The organism is Amycolatopsis rhabdoformis, from assembly GCF_035918295.1.
Lineage (GTDB): Bacteria > Actinomycetota > Actinomycetes > Mycobacteriales > Pseudonocardiaceae > Amycolatopsis > Amycolatopsis rhabdoformis.
Genome location: NZ_CP142149.1, coordinates 5,686,850 through 5,702,492, shown reverse-complemented (window position 1 = coordinate 5,702,492; position 15,643 = coordinate 5,686,850). Strand labels below are relative to the sequence as shown.

At 69.9% G+C, this 15,643-nt stretch carries 17 protein-coding genes; 6 read left to right on the top strand and 11 right to left on the bottom strand.

Annotated features, from left to right (window positions below):
- Positions 1–27: 27 nt before the first annotated feature.
- The gene (locus VSH64_RS26325) at positions 28–1,587 is read right to left on the bottom strand and encodes an FAD-dependent monooxygenase (RefSeq protein ID WP_326565366.1); all 1,560 of its coding nucleotides are present in this window, start codon (positions 1,585–1,587) and stop codon (positions 28–30) included.
- A 133-nt stretch (positions 1,588–1,720) separates the two neighbouring features.
- On the bottom strand, positions 1,721–2,479 hold the full coding sequence (locus VSH64_RS26320) for a DeoR/GlpR family DNA-binding transcription regulator (protein WP_326565365.1): 759 nt from the start codon (positions 2,477–2,479) through the stop codon (positions 1,721–1,723).
- A gap of 107 nt (positions 2,480–2,586) precedes the next feature.
- On the opposite strand from VSH64_RS26320, the gene VSH64_RS26315 reads away from it, so the two are divergent.
- The 4 genes from VSH64_RS26315 to VSH64_RS26300 all read left to right on the top strand — a co-directional run bounded on the left by VSH64_RS26315 (position 2,587) and on the right by VSH64_RS26300 (position 6,015).
- Complete coding sequence (locus tag VSH64_RS26315) at positions 2,587–3,249, top strand: TetR/AcrR family transcriptional regulator (protein ID WP_326565364.1); 663 nt, start codon at positions 2,587–2,589, stop codon at positions 3,247–3,249.
- Between the two features lie 11 nt (positions 3,250–3,260).
- A complete protein-coding gene (locus VSH64_RS26310) occupies positions 3,261–4,376 on the top strand; it encodes an FAD-dependent oxidoreductase (RefSeq protein ID WP_326565363.1) in 1,116 nt (371 codons plus the stop codon).
- A gap of 73 nt (positions 4,377–4,449) precedes the next feature.
- The gene (locus tag VSH64_RS26305; RefSeq protein ID WP_326565362.1) at positions 4,450–5,649 is read left to right on the top strand and encodes an MFS transporter; all 1,200 of its coding nucleotides are present in this window, start codon (positions 4,450–4,452) and stop codon (positions 5,647–5,649) included.
- Positions 5,650–5,754: 105 nt separating this feature from the next.
- Positions 5,755–6,015 (top strand): PLD nuclease N-terminal domain-containing protein, encoded by a 261-nt coding sequence (locus VSH64_RS26300; protein WP_326565361.1) that lies wholly within the window; start codon positions 5,755–5,757, stop codon positions 6,013–6,015.
- A gap of 58 nt (positions 6,016–6,073) precedes the next feature.
- Here the strand turns inward: VSH64_RS26300 and VSH64_RS26295 are convergent, their stop codons facing one another.
- On the bottom strand, positions 6,074–6,583 hold the full coding sequence (locus VSH64_RS26295) for a lytic polysaccharide monooxygenase auxiliary activity family 9 protein (RefSeq protein ID WP_326565360.1): 510 nt from the start codon (positions 6,581–6,583) through the stop codon (positions 6,074–6,076).
- A gap of 235 nt (positions 6,584–6,818) precedes the next feature.
- Here VSH64_RS26295 and VSH64_RS26290 point away from each other — a divergent pair, with 235 nt between their 5' ends.
- On the top strand, positions 6,819–8,180 hold the full coding sequence (locus VSH64_RS26290) for an NAD-dependent succinate-semialdehyde dehydrogenase (RefSeq protein WP_326565359.1): 1,362 nt from the start codon (positions 6,819–6,821) through the stop codon (positions 8,178–8,180).
- A 339-nt stretch (positions 8,181–8,519) separates the two neighbouring features.
- Here VSH64_RS26290 and VSH64_RS26285 read toward each other — a convergent pair whose 3' ends face one another.
- Positions 8,520–8,930, bottom strand: coding sequence for an Imm32 family immunity protein (locus tag VSH64_RS26285; protein WP_326565358.1), 411 nt, complete (start codon positions 8,928–8,930; stop codon positions 8,520–8,522).
- Between the two features lie 150 nt (positions 8,931–9,080).
- Here VSH64_RS26285 and VSH64_RS26280 point away from each other — a divergent pair, with 150 nt between their 5' ends.
- Positions 9,081–9,644 carry a hypothetical protein gene (locus VSH64_RS26280; RefSeq protein WP_326565357.1) on the top strand — a complete coding sequence of 188 codons (564 nt, stop codon included), beginning with the start codon at positions 9,081–9,083 and terminating at the stop codon, positions 9,642–9,644.
- Here the strand turns inward: VSH64_RS26280 and VSH64_RS26275 are convergent.
- The 7 genes from VSH64_RS26275 to VSH64_RS26245 form a co-directional block, all read right to left on the bottom strand.
- Complete coding sequence (locus VSH64_RS26275; protein WP_326565356.1) at positions 9,641–10,372, bottom strand: class I SAM-dependent methyltransferase; 732 nt, start codon at positions 10,370–10,372, stop codon at positions 9,641–9,643. The genes VSH64_RS26280 and VSH64_RS26275 overlap by 4 nt on opposite strands.
- A complete protein-coding gene (locus VSH64_RS26270; protein ID WP_326565355.1) occupies positions 10,369–10,953 on the bottom strand; it encodes a TetR/AcrR family transcriptional regulator in 585 nt (194 codons plus the stop codon). Before VSH64_RS26270 ends, VSH64_RS26275 begins: the two co-directional genes overlap by 4 nt.
- A 5-nt stretch (positions 10,954–10,958) precedes the next feature.
- A complete protein-coding gene (locus tag VSH64_RS26265) occupies positions 10,959–11,819 on the bottom strand; it encodes an alpha/beta fold hydrolase (protein WP_326565354.1) in 861 nt (286 codons plus the stop codon).
- Between the two features lie 91 nt (positions 11,820–11,910).
- Complete coding sequence (gene rocD / locus VSH64_RS26260; protein WP_326565353.1) at positions 11,911–13,104, bottom strand: ornithine--oxo-acid transaminase; 1,194 nt, start codon at positions 13,102–13,104, stop codon at positions 11,911–11,913.
- A gap of 33 nt (positions 13,105–13,137) precedes the next feature.
- Positions 13,138–14,007: an amino acid ABC transporter permease gene (locus tag VSH64_RS26255; protein ID WP_326565352.1), complete on the bottom strand. Its 870-nt coding sequence runs from the start codon at positions 14,005–14,007 to the stop codon at positions 13,138–13,140.
- A complete protein-coding gene (locus VSH64_RS26250) occupies positions 14,004–14,648 on the bottom strand; it encodes an amino acid ABC transporter permease (RefSeq protein WP_326565351.1) in 645 nt (214 codons plus the stop codon). Before VSH64_RS26250 ends, VSH64_RS26255 begins: the two co-directional genes overlap by 4 nt.
- A 25-nt stretch (positions 14,649–14,673) precedes the next feature.
- Positions 14,674–15,618: a transporter substrate-binding domain-containing protein gene (locus tag VSH64_RS26245; protein WP_326565350.1), complete on the bottom strand. Its 945-nt coding sequence runs from the start codon at positions 15,616–15,618 to the stop codon at positions 14,674–14,676.
- Positions 15,619–15,643 lie beyond the last annotated feature (25 nt).

The window sequence follows — 15,643 nt, the reverse complement described above, 5'->3', positions numbered from 1 at the left end:
GAAACGGTGAATTGATCTTGGAAACCTCTACTCTTGGTGATCATCTCTGGTGAGACGGCCGGGGGCGCCGAACCAGGTTGTGAGCGCCTCGCGCAACGTCGTCGCGTCGAGGGGCGAGCCGGCCGCGATCCAGGCGAGGTGCGCGTCCGGGCGGATGAGGAGCGCGTCGGCCGGACCGGCGTCGGCCTTGGCGGTGTGCGTTTCGACGCGCGGGGACCACTCCTCGGCGACCGCGCGAAGGTCCGGACGATCCGCGAGGTCGAGGAACACCGGCCGGCCGTCGCGCAGCAGCGCCGCCAGGTCGGTCGGGCCGTCGTCGGTGGTCAGCGCGAAGTCGGCGGCGAACGTACCCGCCAGCGCGTGGTCCGAGCCCGGCATCGGGTAACGCAGGTCGGCGCCGCCGATCACGGCGGTGAGCCGGCGCAGCGGCTGCTCGTCGGTCAGGAGTTCCTGGAACAGCGCGCGAAGCGAGTCCGCGGCGGTGTCGTGGCCGCGGCGCAGGGCGGCTTGCGCGCTCGTCTGCAGGAGCGCGCGAGCGCCGGCCGGGTGGCGCTCGGCGTGGTAGCTGTCGAGCAACGCCTCGGGCGCCCAGCCCTGCACGGCCGCGGCGAGCTTCCACGCGAGGTTCACCGAGTCGAGCATCCCGAGGTTCAGCGACGCGCCCGAGGACGCCAGCAGGTGGGCTGCGTCGCCGGCGAGGAACACGCGTCCGGTGCGGTAGCGCTCCACCTGCCGGCCCTGCCACTGGTAGCGCGACAGCCGGCGCACCTCGCCGAGCGGCAGCGCGGCGCCGAGGATCCGCGTGATGCTGCCCTGGAACTCGGCCTCGGTCATCGGGTTGTCGTCGTACTCGGTCGAATCCTCCTCGACGGTGTTGATCATCAGGTGATCCGGCCCGATCGCGCCGAACGCGAACACGCCGCCGGCGGTCCGGGTGAACCCCGGCCGCACCTCGCCGAGACCCGGCACGTCGAGGCCACCGTCGGCGCGGCGGCTGACCGAAGCCGGCAGCGTCGCCTCGACGAGCCGGTTCACCTCCGGGTAGGTGGTGCCCGGAAAGTCCAGGCCCAGCAGGTCGCGGACCCGGCTGCGGCCGCCGTCACAGCCGACGACGTAGCGCGCCTGGAGCTCGTACGGCCCGTCCGGACCCTGCACCGCCACGGTCACCGAATTCGCGTCTTGCCGCAGCCCCACCACTTCGTGGCCTTCGCGCACTTCCGCGCCGAGCTCGGCCGTGTACTCGGCGAGCGTGCGTTCGAGCACCGGCTGCGGAATGGCCAGCGACAGGAATTCCGGCTCGCTCAGGTGCGAGAGGTCCAGCTGCACGCCGCCGAACGGCAGGTTCGGCGCCGGGCGCACCTTCCGGGCGGCGGTTTCGAGCCGGGCCAGCACGCCTCGGTAGCGCAGCAGGTGCACGACCTGGCCGCCGAGACCGTTGGCGCGCGGCACTTCCCGGCGCCGCGGCTGCCGCTCCAGCACCACCGGCCGCACCCCGGCCAGCCGCAGCTCGGCGGCCAGGACCAGCCCGGCCGCGCCGGCGCCCACGATGATCACGTCGTGCATCACGTTCCCCCAGGTTTTCGTCACGAGCGCAGATTCTGCGGCAGCACGGGGGGCTTGTGGCAAGCCCGGGGGTGCGCTATAGCTTAGGAGTGGGAGGAGCGGTCCGTCCGCTGTAGACCGACCCGCTTCAGATCAGCCTGCATTAAGCCGGCGGTGTTCACGCCACCCGCACGTCGACCCCGGCTTCGCGAAACCGCGCCAACGCGTCCGCGGGCGCCTGCGCGTCGGTGACCAGCACGTCGACCTCTTCGATCCCGCACACCGTGGCCAGTGCCGTGCGCGAGAACTTGGCGCTTTCGGCGACCAGCACCGTGCGCCGCGACGAACGTCGAGCGGCGCGTTTCACTGCGGCGTCCTGCAGATCGTGGGCGGTGATGCCGTCGTCGGGCGACAGGCCGCAGCAGGTGAGCACGAACGTGTCGAAGCGCAGCGCCGCGACTGCGGCTTCCGCGAGCGGGCCGACCATCGAGCCTTCGCCGAAGCGGGTGGTGCCGCCGGGCAGCAGCAGGTTCACCGACGAGCTGGCCGAGAGCACCGCCGCGCTCGGCAGCGCCAGCGGCATCACCGTGAGGCGCCGGCCGCCGAGCACCCGCGCGACGGCCAGCCCGCTTGTGCCGCTGTCAACGACCACGGCCTCGCCGTCGCGCACCAGGCCGCCGACCACGGCCGCGATCCGGTCCTTCGCCGCCGCGGATTCCACCTCGCGCAACGCGAACGGCAGCTCCTCGCCGCGCATCAGCAGGCTCACCGCGCCGCCGCGCACCCGGCGCAGCGTGCCTTGCTCGGCGAGCGCGTCGAGGTCGCGCCGGATGGTGACCTCCGACGTGTCCAGCGCGACGGCCAGCTCGCCGACGTCGACGCGGCCGTCGCGCCGGAGCCGCTCGAGGATGTGTTCGTGCCGGGGATTGCCTCGCATGGTTGCCGAACTTACCTCCCTTTCGTTCGAAAGGCCTGCGCGTCTGTGACGACGAACATGTTCGTCACGACCTTGTTCGCAACGAACATGTTCGTTATCGTGGTGGCATGACCGCACCACGCAGCCGCCGGGAACGTCCGGCCAAGCCGGCCCTGACCCGGGCCGGGATCATCTCCGCCGCGCTCGCGATCCTGCGCGCCGAGGGCCTGGCCCGGCTCACGATGCGCCGGCTCGCGCAGGAGCTCGACACGGGTGCGGCGTCGCTGTACGTCTACGTGCGCAACACCGTCGAGCTGCACGCGGCGGTGCTCGACGAGCTGCTCGGCGAAGTCGAGCCGCCGCCGTCGGCCGGCTCGTGGGAGCAGCGGCTCGAAGCCGTGCTGGGCTCGTACACGGCGGTGCTGTTCCGTTATCCCGGGCTGGCGCAGTCGGCCCTCGTCGCCCGGCCGCGCGGGGACCACTATCTGCGGCTGGTGGACACGCTGCTGGCGCTGCTCGCCGAAGGCGACGTGCCGCGCTCGCAGGCCGCGTGGGGCGTCGACCTGCTGTTGCAGGTGGCCACGGCGACCGCGGCCGAGCACGCCGACGAGCGTCCCGAAGACAGCGACGAGTGGCAGGCGCTCGCGGCCGTGATCCGCACCGCTTCGCCGGAGAAGTACCCGCACCTGGCCGCGTCCGGACCCGAGCTGCTGTCCGGAGCGCCGGGCGAGCGGATGTCCTGGGCGTTCCGCGCGTTGATCGCCGGCATCGCCCACACCCCACGAACCTGAAGGAGAACACCATGAACATCACCATCGTCGGAGCCGGTCTCGGCGGGCTGATGCTCGCGTCCGTGCTCCACCGCAACGGTTTCGAGGCCACCGTGCTCGACCTCGACGCGTCGGCCTCGGCCCGCACGCAGGGCGGAATGCTGGACATCCACGAGGAATCGGGCCAGGTCGCGCTGCGCGCGGCCGGCCTGTACGACGCCTTCCTGCCGCTGATCCACCGCGGCGGCGAGGCCCTGCGCGTGCTCGACCGTCACGGTGCGGTGCGAATGTCCGAAGAGGACGATGGCCAGGGCGCCCGGCCGGAGGTGGAGCGCGGCGAGCTGCGTGAGCTGCTGCTTTCGTCGCTGCCGGCGGGCACCGTTCGCTGGGGCGCCAAGGTGGTGTCGGCGCGGCCGCTGGGCGACGGCCGGCACGAGGTGGCGCTGGCCGACGGTTCGACCCTGGTCACCGACGTGCTGGTCGGGGCCGACGGCGCGTGGTCCCGGATCCGGCCGCTGGTGTCGGACGCGCGGCCCGAGTACACCGGGATTTCGTTCGTGGAGCTGGACTTGCTCGACGTGGCCACCCAGCACCCGGAGGCCGCGGCGCTCGTCGGCGGCGGCATGTTCTTCGGGCTCGGAGCGGGTCGCGGGATTCTGGCGCACCGCGAGCCGGACGGCAGTGTGCACCTGTACGTGGCGTTGCAGGTGGCCGAGGACTGGGTTGCCGCGCACTGCCCGGACCCGGTGGCGGCGCAGACGGCCGTGTCGGCTGAGTTCGCGGACTGGGCGCCGCGGCTGCGGGCGTTGATCGAGTCGGCGGACGGCGCGGTCGTGCCGCGGCCGGTGCACGCGCTGCCGGTGGGCCACGAGTGGGCGCGCGTGCCGGGCGTGACGCTGCTCGGCGACGCGGCGCACCTGATGTCGCCGTTCGCCGGGGAAGGCGCGAACCTGGCCATGATCGACGGCGCCGAGCTGGCGTTGGCGCTGGTCGAGTCCGGCGGCGATGTCGAGGCGGCCCTGGCGCGGTACGAGAAGGCGATGTTCCCGCGCGGCGAGGAGGCCGCGCGCGATTCTGCGGAGAACCTGGTGACGATGTTCGCCGAGAACACCCCCGACGGTCTGGTGGCGATGTTCGAGGGGCACTGACCCGGCCAGCGGGATATCCCGTCGACCGCGGCCGCGAAGGTCGTTAGCCTCGGGCCCGGCCTGGGGAGGGAACGTGCGCAGCCGTGGTGGGGCGGTGCTGTTGGCGGCCCTCGTGGTCGACGCGGTGGGCAACGGGTTGTTCCAGCCGCTGTCGGTGCTGTTCTTCGCCAAGCTGACCACGGTGCCGCTGGCGCTGATCGGGGTGCTGCTCAGCGCGGCGAACACGCTCACACTGCCGGTGCCGCTGCTGGCCGGGAAGCTCGCCGACCGGGTGGGGCCGTGGGCGCCGGTGGTCGGTGCGCAGGTGGCGCAGGGGATCGGGTTCCTGCTGTTCACGCGCGTGACCGGGCCGGTCGGGATCTTCTTCAGCGCCGCGCTCGTGGCGATCGGGGTGCGGTTCTTCTGGTCGTCGATCTTCACCGCGGTGGCGGACTACGTGGACGGCAGCGCGAAGCCGCGCAGCCGCGATTCCTGGTTCGCGTGGGCGAACGCGACGCGCACGGCCGGGCTGGCCATCGGCGGCCTGATCACCGGCGTCGTGGTCACGATCGGCACCGCCGAGGCCTACCGCGCGCTCGCGTACGGGTCGGCGGCCTGTTTTCTCTGCGCGGGCGCGGCGATCGCGGTGTTCGTGCGCGCGCCGCGGCGGGCGGTCGGCGACGCCGGCGGGTACCGCGGGATGTTGCGGGCGCGGCCGTTCCTGGCGTTCACCGGGCTCAACGCGGTGTTCGCGCTGACGAGCATGATGCTGGCGCTCGGCTTGCCGGTGTTCGTGACCGTGGGCCTGCACGGGCCGCCGTGGCTCGCGCCCGCGATGCTGGTGGGCAACACTGTGCTGCTCACCGTGTTCACCGCGCCGGCGGTGCGGCTGGTGGCGCCGCTGCGTCGCACGCGGGTGCTGATGGGCGCGGCGGTGCTGTGGGCGGGGTGGTGCCTGGCGTTCGCGGTCCTCGTGCCGGGGCAGGCCGGGTGGGTGGTGCCGGTGCTGCTGGCGGCGACGTTCCTGTTCACCGCGGCCGAGACCGTGCACGGGCCGGTGTCGCAGTCGCTGGCCACGGAGCTTTCGCTGCCCGCCGAGCGCGGGCGGTACCTGGCGGTGTTCCAGTACTCGTTCACGATCGCGAGCCTGGTGGCGCCGGCGTTCTTCACCACGTTGTTCGAGGTCGGGTACTGGCTGCCGTGGCTGGTGCTGGGCGTGGTCAACGTGCTGGCCGCGGTCGCGTTGCGCCTGCTGGAGCGCGTGATCCCTGCGGCGGTGGCGGCTACTACTTAAGGATTACGCGGGTCGAGCCGTCGAGCCGATTCGCCGGGTCGTCGGTCGCTCCCATACTGGGTGAAATCGCGTCCGAAGTGGACCGAGAGATCGAGGAGAGGACCGATGACCATCCCCACCGCGTTGGCCGCCGTCGCCCAGGACGGCCACCAGGCCGCGAACATCGCCGTCGTCGTCGGGATCATCGCCCTGATCCTGACCCCGCTGGTGTTTTTCCTCGCCGCGCTGATCAGCGTGCTCGGCAGTCCGCTGACCGGCGGCATGAAGCTGGTGTGGGTCGTGTTCGCGTTCTGCGCGCCTTTTCTCGGGCCGCTGCTGTGGTTCCTGGTCGGCCGGCGCAGCGCGTTCGCGGGCGCGTATCGCTGAGTCGTCCACTGTGGAGGAAAGCGGCGGACGGGGGTCGGGGCCCCGTCCGCCGCTTTCGTCAGCTCACCTGCAGGTCGACGCAGGAGTAGAACGCGTTGGCCGTGTCGGCGATGTTCCAGATGGCGAGCACGGTCTGGCGGCCCGTGCGGTTGCCCAGGTTCACCGAGTGCGACACGGTGGCGGGCGGCACCTGGTTGTTGCCGCTGAAGCTGGCGATGCGCGTGTTGCCGATGTAGTACTCGTAGGTGCTGGTCTTGTGTCGGGCGGTGAAGGTCCAGTTGAACTGGACCGTGCGGCCCGTCGCCGTGGCACGCCAGGGCTTGCTGTTGTCGTTGAGCTCGGCGAAGCGCGCGACGCCGCCGTTGCAGGTGCGCTGGCCCTTCGCGCCCTCCACGCTCTGCGGTTCCCACTTGATGTCGCCGCAGGACACGACGTTCTGCGCGCACTGCGCCTGCCGGCTCGCCGGGGCGTTCACATAACCGTGGGCGCTGGCCGTGCCCACGGGTCCGACCAGCGCGATCACGGGGGCGATCGCGGCACCGATCAGCAGCTTGCGACTGGTTTTCATACCGGGCTCCTTCGACAGCTGGGCCCGCTCCCGGTTCGCGGGCGCGTTCGAGCGACCGCGGAGGGAGGTGCGCGGGCGGGAAGGGGGGAATGTGGTCTAGACCATAAGGCGATTCGGGCGTTTCGGTCAAGAGATCGCAAACTTATGGAGTAACCGGTCGGGACTAGTGCATACTGTATGCAATTTGGTACCGTGTGCTCGACCTCTTCAGCCGAGCACGGAGGCCCTTGCCGCGATGTACACCGTCACCGACCCGGCCACGGGTGAACTGATCGAGCAGATCGAGAACGCCACCGACGACCAGGTGCGCGACGCGATCGCCCGCGTCCACCGCGGTTTCCTCGCCTGGCGGGAACGCCCGATCGCCGAACGCGCCGAGATCGTGGCGCGCGCCGGCGAGCTCTTCGCCGAACGCGCCGACGAACTCGCCGCCATCATGACCCAGGAGATGGGCAAACGCATCAACGAGGGCCGCGGCGAAGTCGGCATCGTCGTGGACATCTTCAACTACTACGCCGAACACGGGCCCGCTCTCATCGCTGACGAACCCCTGAAGATCCGCGGCGGCTCCGCCGTTATCCGCAAGGAACCCATCGGCGCCCTCCTCGGCGTGATGCCGTGGAACTTCCCCATGTACCAGGTCGCGCGCTTCGTGGCGCCCAACCTGGTGCTGGGTAACACCATCCTGCTGAAGCACGCGTCCATCTGCCCCCGGTCGGCCGTGGCGATCGAGTCGGTGCTGCGGGATGCTGGAGTTCCCTCGGATGCGTATGTGAACGTGTGGGCTTCTTCGCGTCAGGTTCCGGCCATCTTGGCGGATCCCCGGATCGCCGGCGTTTCGCTGACGGGCAGTGAGCAGGCGGGGATTTCCGTGGCTGCCGAGGCGGGGCGGAACTTGAAGCGCTGTGTTTTGGAATTGGGCGGTTCGGATCCCCTGATCGTGCTGGACAGCGCAGACCTGGATGCGACGGTGGACGCGGTGGCCACGGCTCGGATGCGGAACTGTGGGCAGTCTTGTAACGCGCCCAAGCGAATCATCGTGGTGGGGGACTTGTATGAGTCCTTTGTGGAGAAGCTGACGGCGCGGGTTGCTGCGGTGTTCCTGCCGGGCGACCCGTCGGATCCGGCCACGAAGCTGCCTCCGCTGGCGTCCGTGGCCGCGGCCGACGAGGTTGCGGCGCAGGTGGCCACGGCTGTTTCGCAGGGCGCGGTGGTGCGGACGGGTGGGCATCGGGTGGATCGGCCCGGGGCGTATCTGGAGGCCACCGTGCTGACGGACGTGACTCCGGACATGGATGCTTACCGGGAGGAGATCTTCGGGCCGGTGTTCTTGCTGTTCCCGGCCGGTTCGGACGACGAGGCCATCTCCATTGCCAACGACTCGCCATTCGGCTTGGGCGCGAGCGTGTTCGGCACGGACCCGGCGCGGATGCGCCGCGTGGCCAACCGGATCGAGTCGGGGATGGTGTACTTCAACAAGTCCGGCGGCTCGCAGGCGGACCTGCCGTTCGGCGGGATCAAGCGCTCGGGGATGGGACGGGAGCTGGGTCCGTTGGGGATTGAGGAATTCATGAACAAGAAATCCATACGCCTCTGACGCTTTGGTTCTGCCCGGCCGCTCCGATTCCCAAGGTGGGGACCGTCACCGTCGAACTCGTGCAGGTCTTCCTTTGCCGGCGTCGAGGCGGTGCTAAAGGTGGCAGGGGACGAGGTAACGGGTTCGCCGGGCCACCACTCAGAGGGCGGGCGGGGCGACGAGGGCCAGGTCGTCAGATATCAAGGTTGGGTGCGGACGCGACTGGACCCAACCGAAGCAAATGAAGCAGATCAGTGGCGGTCCGCGCTGGACCTGCCCAGGCCTCCCGCCCGCCTGGATAGTGCATGAACAGGATGTCGATCCGCCTCTGACCTGTGCGGATCGCTTGTTCGGCCGACGTCAGGCCGTCCTGGATTCGTCCGGGGCAGCCTGGGTCGCCTTGTCGAAGCAGAGAACCAGGGACTCCGAGCCTTCGGTCAGGTAGTCGTGGCCGGGGAAGTAGTCGATGTGAATGTGGCTGTCGAGATCTGCTTCCGCGCCGAAGCTTTCGATGTGGTCCGCGAGGACGGCGAAGAACTCCTGCGCTCCTTGGATCTTCAGGGTCTCGCCGGTCGTGGACATGGTGATCTTTCCGCTCGTCACCCGAAAATCGATCCGTGACAACGAGCTGTCGTACGGTTCCGGATTCGGGTCCTTCGGGACGTCGATCTGCCCCTCGCCGCTCTGTAGCGCTTGGCCCAAGGCCTGCAGCTCGGCGCGAGACCCGGAGATCTCCAGCTCCCTGTACTCAGTACCGCGCAGCACCTTCACTGCCGGGCCTCCGCGAAGAGGCTCGAGCGCTTACGGCTTTCGGGCAGCTCGGTTGTCATAGCCCAGTCTTTCACGGGCGCTCGCGCAACGCGACGAAGTTTGAGGCCCCACGGCGTAAGATCCACTCCGACAGTGGGGGTGGGGAGAGCGATGGGTCTCGAGTACGAAGCGGACACCCGCGTCGCCCAGTGGCTTGTCGAGACTGGGGCAGGCGGTCGGCTGGTGTTGTTTGGGCCGAAGGGTTTCGAGGCGTACGCGCGAGTCAGGTTCATTCGGGATCCGCAGCGGCCGGGAGAACGTGAAGCTGACGTAACCCTTGCCCGCAGTCACAAGAGTGATCTGTGGCAGACCCAGCGCGTGATCGCGAGGCTCACCGAGTTCACCACGACGGACCACGGCTACTTCGCCGTCTGGGACGGCTACTCCGACCTGCCCCTGCCCACCTACGACGGGCTCTTCGAGCTACCCCACCGCCGCTACGCGATCTTCAAAGGACCGCTGAACGCCATCGACGACTGGGTCACCGACATGGGCGCCCAGCATCCACCGGCATTCGTCTGGCCAACGGACCGGGCGTGGTGCTTCGCCGCGGACGTGGACCCGCACTGGGCCGGGGTGGGAGCCGCGCGCGACGCCATCCGGGCGCTCACGGCGGACGAAGAGCTCGATGCGATCGAAGCAGACCCGGAGCAGCAGCAACCGCACTACGGCTAAGCGCCTGCGGTGATCAGCCGGAAGCCGACGTCCAAAACCGGCAGAGCCAAAAGGTCCGCGTGACGGGCAGCCCAAGCGCCGGAAGCCAAGTCAGCTTCCAACCGGGCGATGCCGCGGGCCACCGCGGACGGTGAGGTTTGCGCGAGCGCGGAGCAAGACCCCCGAACGCGCGGGTCGAGATAAGCGGCCGGACGGCGCCAGTGGGCCGGATAGACCCCGTCCTGGAAGTCCCACGGCACGGGGAGGACCGAAACCACAGGGGCGGAAAGCTCACCGGCGATGTCGGCCACCGAAGGGCGCGAGCGTTCCAAGAGGGCGACCTCCGGGATGTACTCCCGGGTCAGCCAATAGTCCGCATGGAGAGCCGGCTCGTAAGTGAGTACGACCTGACGCCCAGCCACGCGACGAAGCTCGGCAAGACCCCGTCGCCAGTCCGACCAGTGGTGCACCGTCAGCACGGCCAACGCGACATCAACCGAACCCGACCCCAACGGCAGCCCCTCGGCAACGCCCTGCACCGCCGGAGCCAAACCAGCCGGACGTTGGGCGAGCATCCGAAGCGACGGCTCCACGGCAACCACCGTCCGAGGCGGCTCATACGACCCGGCCCCCGCGCCGACGTTGACGACCGAGCCGGTACCGACCGCCCGAAGCACCGAAGCCAACCAGCGCGGATCGGAACACCGAGAGCGGGAGTAGCCGACGCCGATGGAGTCGTAAAGAGTCATGACCGCAGCAATCCGCCGAGCCAACCGGCCAGCACAACCTCGGTCTCACCACGCACCGCAGCCGGATCCGGGGCCGCCGCGATCATGCGCGCCGCTTCCATCACCGCGCTCATCACCAGCTGCGCCAAGGCCCGCACCGGGACGTCGACGATCAACCCAGCAGTCTGAGCCGCCGACAAAGACGAAATCAACAGCCCCAACCCGTGCTCAGCCTCGATTTCACGCCAGACGTCCCAGCCAAGGACCGCAGGCGCGTCCGTGAGGGAGATGCGCTGGACCTCCGGCCGCAGGCAGGCGTCCAGAAAAACACCCAGCGCCCTGGTCATCCCGGCCACCGAAGAATCGGACATCGCCGAGGCGACCTCCGCGGTCAGCTCGATCTCGAGCTCCTCCACGACCGCGCGGAACAGCCCGACCTTGTCCCCGAAGTGGTGGTACAGCGCGCCCCGCGTGACGCCGGCGGTGCGGGTGATCTCCTCGGCCGGCACGTCGTGGTAGCCGCGCGCGCCGAACAGTTCGCGGGCGGCGCCGACGAGGGCCGCGCGGGTGCTGTCGGAGCGTTCCTGCTGGGTGCGTCTCACCCGGCCTAATCTGCCATGACCCGCGCGAACTCCACGATGTGCCCGGCCAGCACGGCGGGTTGGTCCTCGGGAACAAACGTGTAGGAGTCGGCGATCTCGACCACGCGCGCGTCCGGCAGGAGGTCGGCCAGGCGGTGCGCCAGGCGCACGGGGAAGAGCTTGTCCTCCGAAGCCCAGGCGAGCAGCACTGGGCGGTCGAAAGTGCGCAACTCGGAGGCGGCGGCGAGGGTCAACGCGGAATCCACCGACGACAGCAGCTTCCGCAGGTCGCGCTGGACACCGTGAGAAGACCGCAGCCGCAACAGGTACGACGAGGCCACGGCAGGATCCAGCGGCTTCTTCGTGACCCAGCCGAACAACAGGGGCAACGGCCACAGCGCCCGCACCCGAAGCAACTGCCCCAGCACGGCCATCGAACCCGGCACGCGCGCCACGACCGGCAACGGCTTGAAGATCGGCGGGAAGAAGTACTCGAAGCAGTCCGACGGAGTCAGCACCACCCGCGCGACCCGCTCCGGATGGCGTGCCAGCAGGAGCTGCGTCACGGCGCCGCCGGTGTCGTTGGCGACCAGGGTCACGTCGTGCAGGTCGAGGGCCTCGAGGAAATCACCGAGGAGCGTGGCCATGCCGGGGGCGCTGAGGTCGGCGTCGGCGCGCATCGGGAGTTCGTGGGCGCCCATCGGCAGATCCGGGGCCAGGCACCGGAAGCCCGCGTCGGCGACCGTGGGCACGACCTTGCGCCACAGCAGGGCGTTGGTGAGCACGCCGTGGACGAACACCACCGGGTGCCCGGAACCGCGTTCGTAGTAGCGCACCTCGCCCTGCGGCAGGCGGATGCGGTGGTCGGAGCCGAGTTGAGGAGTCATGCGACCACGATACATACATACAGTCTGTATGTAAACGCGAGGCAAAACTGTGCCCGCCACACACGCGGTGTGGCGGGCACAGGGGGATGGGTCAGGAAAGCTCGGCGGCCAGCTGCGCGACACCCCAGCGCAGGTCCTCTTCGGACACCACGAGCGGCGGCGCCAGCCGGATCGTGCTGCCATGGGCGTCCTTCGCGAGCACGCCCCGGCGAAGCAGGCCTTCGCAGACGTCCCGGCCCGTGCGGCCGCGCACGTCGATGCCGGCCCACAGGCCGCGCACGCGTACGGCCTCGACCGCGGACGACGGCAGCTCGGCCAGCGCGGAAGCGAACACCGAACCCAGCTCCGCGGCCCGGCGCTGCGGCTCGCCGGTCTTCAGCTTCCGCACCACCGCCGTCGCCACGGCACACGCGAGCGGGTTGCCGCCGAAGGTGCTGCCGTGTTCGCCGGGCCGGAACACACCGAGCACGTCCCGGCGCGACACGACCGCCGACACCGGCAGGATGCCGCCGCCGAGGGCCTTGCCGAGCACGTACAGATCCGGCACCACGTCCTCGTGGTCACACGCGAACGTACGCCCGGTGCGGCCGAGCCCGGACTGGATCTCGTCGGCCATGAACAGCACATTGGTCTCGTCGCAGATCGCCCGCACCTCGGTGAGGTAACCCGGCGGGGGCAGCACCACGCCGCCCTCGCCCTGGATCGGCTCGATCAGCACGGCCACCGTGTCGGCGTCGATCGCCGAGCGCAGCGCGGCCGCGTCGCCGAACGGCACGGTCACGAAGCCGGGTGTGAACGGCCCGTGGTCGGCGGTGGCCTCGGGGTCGTCGGAGAACCCGACGATGGTCACCGTGCGGCCGTGGAAGTTGCCGCCCGCCACCACGATCTTCGCGCGCCCGGCCGGCACGCCCTTCACGCGGTAGCCCCACTTGCGCGCCGTCTTGATGGCCGTCTCCACGGCCTCGGCGCCGGTGTTCATCGGCAGCACCATCTCCATGCCGCACAGCTCGGCGAGCTCCGTGGCGAAGGCGGCCATTTTGTCGTGGTGGAACGCGCGGCTGGTCAGCGTGAGCCGGTCGAGCTGGGCGTGGGCGACGGCCAGCAGCTCGTCGTCGCCGTGGCCGAAGTTCAGGGCGCTGTAGCCGGCCAGCAGGTCGAGGTAGCGCCGCCCTTCGACGTCGGTGACCCACGCGCCCTTGCCTTCGGTGAGCACCACGGGCAGCGGGTGGTAGTTGTGAGCCAGTGCGGCTTCGGCGCGGTCGATCTCTTCGCCGGTGAGGGACATTTCGGGAACTCAGCTCCGCTTCGAGAAACAGGGTCAGACGAGGGTTCCGGCGGGCTCGGCCGCCGGTTGGGGCTCGGGCTCCGTGGCGGCCGGGCGGCGTCGCCGCGGCTTCTTCGGCCGGTCGAGCAGCTCGGCCAGCCGGGAGAGCCCGAAGTTGAGGACGATGTAGATCACCGCGGTGAGCGCGTAGGTCTGCAGGAAGTTGGCGTTGTACTCGCCGATCACCTGTCCGTCGCGCAGCAGCTCGGGATAGCCGACGACGTAACCGAGGCTCGATTCCTTCAGCGTGCGGATCACCTGCGTGACCAGCGCCGGGCGCAGCGCCCGGAACACCTGCGGCAGCACCACGAGCACCATCGTCTGCCCGCGGCGCAAGCCGATCGCGGCCGCGGCGTCGAACTGGCCGCGGTCCAGCGAGTTCACGCCGGCCCGCACGATCTCGGCGAACACCGCGCCGGCGTGCAGCACGATCGGGATGGTCAGCACCCAGAACGGCGGCAGGTTCGCGCCGAACATGGGCAGGCCGATGAGGAAGAAGTACACGAGCAGGATCAGCGGGATCGCGCGGAACAGCTCGATCAGCCCGGCGCACGGCACGGAGACCCACTTGTGCGTGGACAGCCGGCCGAGGCCGATCAGCGTGCCGAACACGAGCGAGATCGCGGCGCCGGTCAGGCCCACTTCCAGCGTGGTGAGCAGGCCTTGCAACAGGTAGCGGATGTTCGACCACTCGATGAGCGGTGACCACAGGCGCGCGGTGAGCTGCTGCACGTGGGCGAGCTGGGCGATGATGCCGACCACGATGCCGATCAACGCGACGACGGCCACGATGGTGGCGATCCGCAGCCGCTTCTGACCGCGGGGGCCCAGCTCGTCGAAAAGGGCGGGGGTGCGCGACTTCATCGTCGGATGCGAACCTTCCGTTCGACGACGCCGGTCAGCTGGCCGATCGTCAGGGTGATCAGGAGGTAGCCGATGACGGCGGCGATGAAGGTCGGCACCGGCTGGGCGAAGTCGAGGTTGAACTGACGGGCCGATCCGGTGAGCTCCTGCACGCCGACCGCCGCGCCGAGTGCCGAACCGAGGCACACGTTGATCAGGATGTTGCCCAGTGGCTGCACCATCGACCGGAACGCCTGCGGCAGCACGACCTGCCGCAGGACGCCCGAGAAGGTGAGGCCGATGGCACGGGCGGCCTCGATCTGGCCGAGGGGCACGCCGGCGATGCCGGAGCGCACCGTCTCACAGATGTAGGCGCCGAAGTACAGCCCCAGCCCCAGCACGACCGACCCGAACAGCGGGACGGTCGCGCCGAGGTAGGGCAGCCCGAAGACCACCATGACCATCACGAGCAGCATCGGCGAGTTGCGCAGGCAGTGCACGTAGAACCCGGCGGCCGCCCGGAGCGGCCCGATCGGGCTGACGCGGCAGACACCCAGCAGGGTGCCGATCACCAGCGCCAGCGGAAACGCGATCGCGGCCAGCTCGAGGGTCGTCAGCAGACCGGTCAGCAGCTCGCCGATGTGCGCGAAGAGCACGGACATGGGGTCTCCGATTCTTCGGTTCGACTCAGACGCCGGGGACGGAGCCGAGCTTCGGCGGCGCGGGCGGCGGGGTCTTCAGCAGCTTGCCGACGGTGCCCTGCCACAGCTTGGTCCAGGTGCCGTCGGACTCGATCTTCTGCAGGAACTCGTCCACGACCTGCTTGAACACCGGGTCGTCCTTGGGCTCGCCGATGCCGAACGGGTTGGAGCTGAACGTCGCGTCGAGCAGCTTCACGTCCGAGCGCGTCTGGATGGCACCGAGCAGCGACGCGTTGTTCAGCGTCACGGCCTCGGCGCGACCCTGCTCGACGGCCGCGATGCACTGCGCGGTGGTGTCGAACAGCACCGGCTTCGCGGTGGGCACCTCGGTGACCAGAGCGGTCTTCGCCGCGCCGGACTCCGTCGCCACGTTCTTGCCGGCCAGGTCCTTGGCCGTCTTGATGGTGGTGTTGTCGGCCTTCACCACGATGCCGCTGGCGGCCATGTAGTACGGGCCGGAGAAGTTCACGAGCTTCGCGCGCTCGGGCGTCATCGTGTACGTCTGGATCGCGACGTCGATGGTGTGGTTGCCGAGCAGGCCCTCACGGGTGTCGGAGCCACCGCTCTGCATCTTCGCCGCCGGCTTGCCGAGCAGGTACTTCGACAGCAGGTCGGCGATTCCGGCGTCGAAGCCGGAGATCTTGCCGGTGGCCGGGTCGAGCTGCGAGAAGCCGAGGGTGTTGCGGCTGCCGGCCCACACGAGCTCGCCGCGCTGGCGGATCTTGTCCAGCATCGGGGAGCTGGGCAGGTTCTGGCCCACCGGGCCGGCCGCGACGGCGTCGTCCTGGCTGATCATCTTGGCGACATCGGCGGCCGCCGGCTTGGCGGCGGCACCGCCCGGAGCCGTGGCCGGGGCGCTGCCGCAAGCGGCGAGCAGCGCGCCCGTGACGACCACCGCGCCCACGGCGGCGGTGATTCTGGTCAGCTTCATTGCTTTCTCCTTGTCACGGTGGGGC

What these genes read in the sequence shown, in the direction of transcription:
- VSH64_RS26250 (WP_326565351.1), bottom strand. Translation starts at nt 14,648, where the DNA reads ATGTCCGTGCTCTTCGCGCACATCGGCGAGCTGCTGACCGGTCTGCTG.
- rocD (WP_326565353.1), bottom strand. Translation starts at nt 13,104, where the DNA reads ATGTCCCTCACCGGCGAAGAGATCGACCGCGCCGAAGCCGCACTGGCT.
- VSH64_RS26275 (WP_326565356.1), bottom strand. Translation starts at nt 10,372, where the DNA reads ATGACTCTTTACGACTCCATCGGCGTCGGCTACTCCCGCTCTCGGTGT.
- VSH64_RS26290 (WP_326565359.1), top strand. Translation starts at nt 6,819, where the DNA reads ATGTACACCGTCACCGACCCGGCCACGGGTGAACTGATCGAGCAGATC.
- VSH64_RS26265 (WP_326565354.1), bottom strand. Translation starts at nt 11,819, where the DNA reads ATGACTCCTCAACTCGGCTCCGACCACCGCATCCGCCTGCCGCAGGGC.
- VSH64_RS26295 (WP_326565360.1), bottom strand. Translation starts at nt 6,583, where the DNA reads ATGAAAACCAGTCGCAAGCTGCTGATCGGTGCCGCGATCGCCCCCGTG.
- VSH64_RS26320 (WP_326565365.1), bottom strand. Translation starts at nt 2,479, where the DNA reads ATGCGAGGCAATCCCCGGCACGAACACATCCTCGAGCGGCTCCGGCGC.
- VSH64_RS26245 (WP_326565350.1), bottom strand. Translation starts at nt 15,618, where the DNA reads ATGAAGCTGACCAGAATCACCGCCGCCGTGGGCGCGGTGGTCGTCACG.
- VSH64_RS26280 (WP_326565357.1), top strand. Translation starts at nt 9,081, where the DNA reads ATGGGTCTCGAGTACGAAGCGGACACCCGCGTCGCCCAGTGGCTTGTC.
- VSH64_RS26255 (WP_326565352.1), bottom strand. Translation starts at nt 14,007, where the DNA reads ATGAAGTCGCGCACCCCCGCCCTTTTCGACGAGCTGGGCCCCCGCGGT.
- VSH64_RS26315 (WP_326565364.1), top strand. Translation starts at nt 2,587, where the DNA reads ATGACCGCACCACGCAGCCGCCGGGAACGTCCGGCCAAGCCGGCCCTG.
- VSH64_RS26300 (WP_326565361.1), top strand. Translation starts at nt 5,755, where the DNA reads ATGACCATCCCCACCGCGTTGGCCGCCGTCGCCCAGGACGGCCACCAG.
- VSH64_RS26310 (WP_326565363.1), top strand. Translation starts at nt 3,261, where the DNA reads ATGAACATCACCATCGTCGGAGCCGGTCTCGGCGGGCTGATGCTCGCG.